We start from the raw sequence: 7571 nt of genomic DNA, 5'->3' as shown, positions 1-7571 counted from the left end.
CCGGGTGTCGCGCCCGCGGCTGTCGCGCCCGCGGCTGTCGCGCCCGCGGCTGTCGCGCCCGCGGCTGTCGCACCTGGGGGTGTCGCATCCGCGGGTGCAAAGCAAAGGCGGAGGCAGAGGTGGCGGCGGAGGCGGCGGGGGAGGGGGTCGACCCGGCCGCAGGACGTCCGCCGTCCGGACCGTTCCTGGCGTGAAGGAGTACGCGTGACACCCGAGGAGATCCTGGCTGCCGACCGGGCGCACGTCTGGCACCCGTATGCCGCGCTGCCGCCGGCGAACCCGCCGTACGTGGTGCGCAGCGCCGAGGGGGTGCGGCTGCGGCTTGCCGACGGCCGGGAGGTGGTCGACGGGATGTCGTCCTGGTGGGCGGCGATCCACGGGTACCGGCACCCGGTGCTGGACGCGGCGGTCACCGACCAGCTCGGCCGGATGAGCCACGTGATGTTCGGCGGGCTCACCCACGAGCCCGCGGTGCAACTCGCCCAGAACCTGGTAGAGCTTGCGCCGGACGGCCTGGAGCACGTCTTCCTGGCCGACTCCGGCTCGGTCAGCGTCGAGGTGGCGGTGAAGATGTGCCTGCAGTACCAGCGGGCCGTCGGACGGCCGCAGCGGCGCCGGCTGGCGACCTGGCGGGGCGGCTACCACGGCGACACGTTCCACCCGATGAGCGTCTGCGACCCGGAGGGCGGCATGCACCACCTCTGGGGCGACGTGCTGCCCCGGCAGGTCTTCGCGCCGGTCCCCCCGGGTGGCTTCACCGATCCGCCCGACGAGGCGTACGTGGCGGCGCTGGTGGACACCGTCGAGCGGCACGCCGACGAAGTGGCCGCGGTGATCGTGGAGCCGGTGGTGCAGGGCGCCGGCGGCATGCGCTTCCACCACCCGGGTTACCTGCGGGTCCTGCGCGAGGTGACCCGCGCGCACGGGATCCTGCTGATCTTCGACGAGATCGCCACCGGTTTCGGCCGTACCGGCGAGATGTTCGCCGCCGCGCACGCCGGCGTCACCCCGGACGTGCTGTGCGTGGGCAAGGCGCTCACCGGCGGGTACCTGACCCTCGCCGCGACGCTGTGCACCCCGGAGGTCGCCCGGGGCATCTCCGCGGACGGCGTGCTGGCGCACGGGCCCACGTTCATGGGCAACCCCCTGGCGTGCGCGGTGGCCAACGCGTCCATCGGGCTGCTGCGGGCCGGGGACTGGGCGGGGCAGGTCGCGAGAGTGGGCGCCGGTCTACGCGCCGGCCTGGAACCGCTGCGCGGCGCGCCCGGAGTGGCCGACGTGCGGGTGCTCGGCGCGATCGGCGTGGTCCAGCTCGACCACGAGGTCGACCTCGGCGCGGCCACCACGGCGGCAGTCGAGCAGGGGGTGTGGTTGCGGCCGTTCCGCGACCTGGTCTACACGATGCCGCCGTACGTCACCGACGACGCCGACCTGGCCCGGATCGCGTCCGGGGTGGCGGCGGCGGTGGCGGCCGGCTGACGAGAGAGGAAGTACGCCGATGGAGAGCTTCGGAACCCGGCTGCACCGGACGGTCACCGAACGGGGACCGCTCTGTGTGGGCATCGACCCGCATCCCGCTCTGCTGGCCCGCTGGGGCCTCGACGACGACGTCGAGGGTCTTGACCGGTTCACCCGGACCGTCGTGGACGCCCTCGGTGACCGGGTTGCGGTGGTCAAGCCTCAGTCGGCCTTTTTCGAACGTTTCGGATCCCGCGGAGTGGCTGTACTTGAGTCAACTATCCGACAGTTACGTAATGCCGGCTCGCTCGTTCTGCTGGACGTCAAGCGCGGCGACATCGGCTCGACGGTCCGCGCGTACGCCTCCGCGTACCTCGATCCATCCAGCCCGATGTATGTCGACGCTGTCACGGCGAGCCCCTACCTGGGAGTAGGTTCGCTGGCCCCGATGTTCGAGCTGGCCGCCGAGCACGGCGGCGGGGTCTTCGTGCTGGCCCTCACCTCCAACCCGGAGGGAGCCGCCGTGCAACGCGCCCGAACGGCCGACGGGCGCACCGTCGCGCAGACCGTGATCGACGAGATTTCCCAGCTCAACAAGGGTGCGAAACCGCTCGGCAGCTTCGGGTTGGTGGTCGGCGCGACCATCGGTGACACCGGTCACGACCTCTCCGGCGTGGGGGGTCCACTGCTCGCGCCGGGGCTCGGCGCGCAGGGTGCCGGGGCGGCCGATCTGCGGACCGTCTTCGGTTCGAGCCTCGCTGCGGTGCTTCCCTCGTACTCCCGGGAAGTGCTCTCGGCGGGCCCCGACGGCACCGCGCTGCGGGCCGCCGCGGACCGGGTGCTCGGCGAGTGTCGGGCCGTTCTGGCTGCCCGGTGACTGACTGACGGCTCGGTCACTTTGCGGTGATCATCGCGCGCCCACGTTGCCGAAAGCTCCGTTGACCGCTAGTTTTCCCCGCGCTGGGAACCACGGACCCCTTGGTTCACAGCGACACCACGTTTCACAGATGCGGCGGTGCGCCCCGCCCGCCGCGATAGGGACCTGAGGAGAACTGGTGCCGCTCCCGTCACTGACCCCCGAACAGCGCGCTGCCGCGCTCGAGAAGGCCGCGGAGATCCGCAAGGCCCGTGCCGAGCTGAAGGAGCAGCTCAAGCAGGGCAAGACCACCCTTGGTGCCGTCCTCGAGCGCGCCGAGAGCGACGACGTCGTGGGCAAGCTCAAGGTTTCGGCCGTCCTGCAGGCGATGCCGGGCATCGGCAAGATCCGGGCTACCCAGATCATGGAGAAGCTCAAGATCGCTGACAGCCGTCGCCTGCGTGGCCTCGGCGAGCAGCAGCGCAAGGCACTGCTTGGAGAGTTCGCCGCCAACTGAACCTGGCAGCGTGTAGAAACAAGCAGTGAGCACGGATGACGAGGCGCGCCCGGCGGCTCGGCTCACTGTCCTGGCTGGACCTTCGGGTTCCGGCAGGGAGAGTGTCGTCGAGCTCGTCCGGGCGCGTTCTCCGTCCGTGTGGATCCCGGTGCAGGCCACCACCCGCCCGCGCCGGGAGCACGAGGTCGACGGCGTCGACCGGGTCTTCCTCGCCCCGGCGGAGTTCGACCGCCGGGTGGCCGCCGGCGAGCTGCTGGAGTGGTCCAGGGCCGGCCCACACCGCCGGGGTACGCCGTACCCGCCGCTGCGCGCCAGGCTCGACACCGGGCAGCCGGTGCTGCTCCCGCTCGACCTGCGTGGCGCCGCTCTGATCCGGGCGCGCCTGCCCGACGCCCGGCTGGTGTTGCTGAGCCCGCCCGGGCAACAGCCCGACGCCGCCGTCGTGGCCCGGTTCGACCACGCCCTGACCCACGACCACACCGAGCGGGTCGTCGACGAGCTGGTAGGCTTACTCGGTTCTTCTTATCCGGATCCGGCCTGGTCGCGCGTGCGCGGCTGACCGCCGGCCGCCGTTGAGACTCAGCACCGCGTCCGCGCGGCTCGAAAGACGCAGAGGTTAATTCGTGGGATCCATCGCCAACCCCGAAGGCATCACCAACCCGCCGATCGACGAGCTCCTCGAGAAGACGACGTCGAAGTACGCGCTTGTCATCTTCGCCGCCAAGCGCGCGCGCCAGGTCAACGCCTACTACAGCCAGCTCGGTGAGGGCCTGCTCGAGTACGTCGGCCCGCTCGTGGAGACCACCCCCCAGGAGAAGCCCCTCTCCATCGCCATGCGCGAGATCAACGCGGGCCTGCTCACGGCCGAGCCGACCGACCAGCCGTAAGCCCGCAACCGTCGATGTCCGCCTCGATCGTCCTCGGGGTCGGCGGCGGCATCGCCGCCTACAAGGCGTGTGAGCTGCTGCGACTCTTCACCGAGTCGGGTCACCGGGTCCGCGTCGTACCGACCGCGTCGGCGCTCCGCTTCGTCGGAGCGCCGACCTGGGCGGCGCTGTCCGGCCAGCCGGTCGCCGACGACGTCTGGTCCGACGTGCACGAGGTCCCGCACGTGCGCCTCGGCCAGCAGGCCGACCTGGTGGTGGTCGCGCCGACCACGACCGACCTGCTCGCCAAGGCCGCGCACGGGCTCGCCGACGACCTGCTGACCAACACGCTGCTGACCGCCCGCTGCCCGGTGCTGCTGGCCCCGGCCATGCACACCGAGATGTGGGAGCACCCGGCCACGGTGGCCAACGTCGCCACACTGCGCGCCCGGGGGGTCCGGGTCATCGAGCCGGCCGTCGGGCGGCTCACCGGCGCGGACAGCGGCAAGGGCCGACTGCCCGACCCGGCGGAGATCTTCGCCGTCGCCCGTCTGGTCCTCGCCCGGGGCGCCTCCGCACCCACCGACGACCTGGCCGGCCGGCGGGTGGTCGTCACCGCCGGCGGCACCCGCGAGCCGCTGGACCCGGTCCGCTTCCTCGGCAACCGCTCCTCCGGCAAGCAGGGCTACGCCTTCGCCCGCGCGGCGGTCGCCCGGGGTGCCCGGGTCACCCTGATCGCGGCAAACGTCTCCCTCCCCGACCCCGCCGGGGTCGATCTGGTCCGCGTCGGCTCCACAGCCGAACTGCGCGAGGCGACCGTCCGGGCCGCCGTCGACGCCGACGCGGTGGTGATGGCGGCGGCTCCGGCCGATTTCCGGCCGGCGACGTACGCGGCTGGCAAAATCAAGAAGTCGGACGACGGCGTCGCGCCCACCATCGAGCTCGTCACGAACCCGGACATCGCCGCGGAGCTCGGCCAGCGCAAGCGACCGGAGCAGCTGCTGGTGGTGTTCGCCGCCGAGACCGGCGACGCCGAGGCCAACGGCCGAGCGAAACTCGCCCGGAAGCGGGCCGACCTGATCGTGATCAACGAGGTCGGCCCCGACAAGGTGTTCGGCGCCGACACCAACACGGTGACGGTCATCGGGGCGGACGGCTCGGTCAGCCGGCTTCCCGAGCAGGCCAAGGAAGCCGTGGCCGACGCCGTCTGGGATCTCGTCGTGGCGCGGCTGCCCGGCAGTTCCTGACGGGTGGTAAAGGGCGCGACCGATCCCGACACCGGCCGCAGTGGTGATTAGACTGCCGCGGAACGACATCACACGCTTAGGAGTGCCGTGACACGCCGCCTCTTCACGTCCGAATCGGTCACGGAAGGCCACCCGGACAAGATCGCCGACCAGATCAGTGATGGCATCCTCGACGCGCTGCTCGCCGAGGATCCGCACAGCCGGGTAGCGGTCGAGACCATGATCACCACCGGCCAGGTGCACATCGCCGGTGAGGTGACCACCAAGGCGTACGCCGACATCCCGACGATCGTCCGCCGGACCATCCTCGACATCGGTTACGACTCGTCGAAGAAGGGCTTCGACGGCGCCTCCTGCGGCGTCAGCGTCTCCATCGGCGCCCAGTCCGAGGACATCGCGCAGGGCGTGGACAACGCCTTCGAGCTGCGTACCGGCGCGTCGGAGAGCGCGCTGGACGCGCAGGGCGCCGGCGACCAGGGCATGATGTTCGGCTTCGCCTGCTCGGAGACGCCCGAGCTGATGCCGCTGCCGATCGCCCTCGCGCACCGCCTGGCCCGCCGCCTCGCCGCGGTCCGCAAGGACGGCACCATCCCGTACCTGCGCCCGGACGGCAAGACCCAGGTCACCATCGAGTACGAGGGGCTGCGCCCGGTCCGGCTGAACACCGTGGTCGTGTCCAGCCAGCACGCCGCGGACATCTCCCTGGACTCGCTGCTCACCCCGGACGTGCGTGACCACGTCATCGCCCCGGAGCTGGAGAGCCTCGGTCTGGACACCGACGGCTACCGGCTGCTGGTCAACCCGACCGGCCGGTTCGAGATCGGCGGCCCGATGGGGGACGCGGGCCTCACCGGCCGCAAGATCATCGTCGACACCTACGGCGGGTACGCCCGGCACGGCGGCGGCGCGTTCTCCGGCAAGGACCCGTCGAAGGTGGACCGCTCGGCCGCGTACGCGATGCGCTGGGTGGCCAAGAACGTGGTCGCCGCCGGTCTGGCCGAGCGGTGCGAGGCGCAGGTCGCCTACGCCATCGGCAAGGCGCACCCGGTGAGCCTGTTCATCGAGACGTTCGGCACCGAGACCGTGGCCGTCTCGTCGATCGAGAAGGCCGTCGGCGAGGTGTTCGACCTGCGCCCGGCCGCGATCATCCGGGACCTCAACCTGCTCCGCCCGATCTACCAGCAGACCGCCGCGTACGGCCACTTCGGCCGGGAACTGCCGGACCTGACCTGGGAGAGCACCGACCGGGCCGCCGACCTCAAGTCGGCCGCGGGAGCCTGACCGCCTCCAGGCGCAGCGACCGGCGACCCGCGGATGGGTCGCCGGTCGCGCGCGTCTGCGTGGATGTTCCACTGGCGCACCTGGACCGGCCGTTCGACTACCTGGTGCCGGCCGAGCTGGACGACGTGGCGGTGCCCGGCACCCGGGTGAAGGTGCGCTTCGCGGGGCAGCTCGTCGACGGGTGGCTGCTGTCCCGCGCCGACGATTCCGGGCACACCGGCCGGCTCGCGTACCTGGAGAAGGTGGTCTCCCCGGAGCCGGTGCTGGCGCCGGAGATCGCGCGGCTGGCCCGCGCGGTGGCCGACCGGTACGCGGGCAGCCTCGCCGACGTGCTGCGGCTCGCGGTGCCGCCCCGGCACGCCCGGGTGGAGAAGGAGCCCCGCGACGACGACCCGGCGGCCGTCGCCCCCGCCGCCGAGCCGACCGCCGCCGAGCCGACCGCTGATCCGGTGGACCCGCGCGGGTGGCGGGACTACCCGACCGGCCCGGCCCTGCTGCGGGCGCTCACCGACGGTCGGGCGCCCCGCGCGGTCTGGTCGGCGTTGCCCGGCGAGGACTGGGCCGCCCGTTACGCCGACGCGGTCGCGGCGACCGTGGCCGGTGGGCGGGGCGCCGTGGTGGTGGTGCCTGACGCCCGCGACCTCGACCGGCTCGACGCCGCGCTCACCACCGTCCTCGGTCCGGGGCGGCATGTCAGCCTCTCCGCCGCGCTCGGGCCGGCCCGGCGGTACCGGGCGTTCCTCGCCGCGCGGCGCGGGCGGGTGCCTGTGGTGATCGGCACCCGGGCGGCGATGTTCGCCCCGGTGGACCGGCTCGGCCTGGTCGCCATCTGGGATGACGGCGACGACCTGCACTCCGAGCCCCGTGCGCCCTATCCGCACGCCCGCGACGTCCTGCTCACCCGCGCCCAGCTCGCCGAGGCCGGCGCGCTGGTCGGCGGGTTCGCCCGCACCGCCGAGGCGCAGCTGCTGTTGGAGACCGGCTGGGCCCGGGAGGTCGTCGCGGACCGGGCGACGGTGCGGGCCAGGGTTCCGGCCATCGCGCCGACCGGCGACGACCCCCAGCTGGCCCGTGACCCGGGCGCGGCGACCGCCCGGCTGCCCAGCCTGGCCTGGACGGCCGCCCGGGACGCCGTCCGGGCGGACCTGCCGGTGCTGGTGCAGGTGCCCCGGCGCGGCTACCTGCCGTCGATCTCGTGCGCCGACTGCCGTACCCCGGCGCGCTGCGCGCACTGTGCCGGCCCGCTGGCGCTGCCCTCGGCCGGCGGCACCCCGGCCTGCCGCTGGTGCGCCCGGGTGGCCGCCGCGTACGCCTGCCCGCAGTGCGGCGGACGGCGGCTGCGGGCA

General features: G+C 73.1%; 8 protein-coding genes. All 8 read left to right on the top strand.

Annotated elements, in window-relative coordinates:
• Positions 1–204 precede the first annotated feature (204 nt).
• Positions 205–1479 carry an adenosylmethionine--8-amino-7-oxononanoate transaminase gene (locus tag FHG89_RS28980; RefSeq protein WP_139587584.1) on the top strand — a complete coding sequence of 425 codons (1275 nt, stop codon included), beginning with the start codon at positions 205–207 and terminating at the stop codon, positions 1477–1479.
• A 19-nt stretch (positions 1480–1498) separates the two neighbouring features.
• On the top strand, positions 1499–2335 hold the full coding sequence (pyrF, locus tag FHG89_RS28975) for an orotidine-5'-phosphate decarboxylase (protein WP_139587583.1): 837 nt from the start codon (positions 1499–1501) through the stop codon (positions 2333–2335).
• 178 nt (positions 2336–2513) lie between these two features.
• Complete coding sequence (gene mihF, locus FHG89_RS28970; RefSeq protein ID WP_007458370.1) at positions 2514–2831, top strand: integration host factor, actinobacterial type; 318 nt, start codon at positions 2514–2516, stop codon at positions 2829–2831.
• 25 nt (positions 2832–2856) lie between these two features.
• Complete coding sequence (locus tag FHG89_RS28965) at positions 2857–3390, top strand: nucleoside/nucleotide kinase family protein (RefSeq protein ID WP_139587582.1); 534 nt, start codon at positions 2857–2859, stop codon at positions 3388–3390.
• Between the two features lie 64 nt (positions 3391–3454).
• Positions 3455–3718: a DNA-directed RNA polymerase subunit omega gene (gene rpoZ, locus FHG89_RS28960; protein WP_007075826.1), complete on the top strand. Its 264-nt coding sequence runs from the start codon at positions 3455–3457 to the stop codon at positions 3716–3718.
• Positions 3719–3732: 14 nt separating this feature from the next.
• Positions 3733–4944 carry a bifunctional phosphopantothenoylcysteine decarboxylase/phosphopantothenate--cysteine ligase CoaBC gene (coaBC, locus tag FHG89_RS28955; RefSeq protein WP_139587581.1) on the top strand — a complete coding sequence of 404 codons (1212 nt, stop codon included), beginning with the start codon at positions 3733–3735 and terminating at the stop codon, positions 4942–4944.
• Between the two features lie 87 nt (positions 4945–5031).
• Complete coding sequence (gene metK, locus FHG89_RS28950; RefSeq protein WP_139587580.1) at positions 5032–6225, top strand: methionine adenosyltransferase; 1194 nt, start codon at positions 5032–5034, stop codon at positions 6223–6225.
• 59 nt (positions 6226–6284) lie between these two features.
• A partial coding sequence (locus FHG89_RS28945; RefSeq protein WP_482809826.1) for a primosomal protein N' family DNA-binding protein occupies positions 6285–7571 on the top strand: 1287 nt, incomplete at its 3' end.

Source organism: Micromonospora orduensis (assembly GCF_006228125.1).
Taxonomy (GTDB): Bacteria; Actinomycetota; Actinomycetes; order Mycobacteriales; family Micromonosporaceae; genus Micromonospora; species Micromonospora orduensis.
The sequence above is the reverse complement of the archived record's forward strand: the minus strand, read 5'-3'. Positions and strand labels throughout refer to the sequence as shown.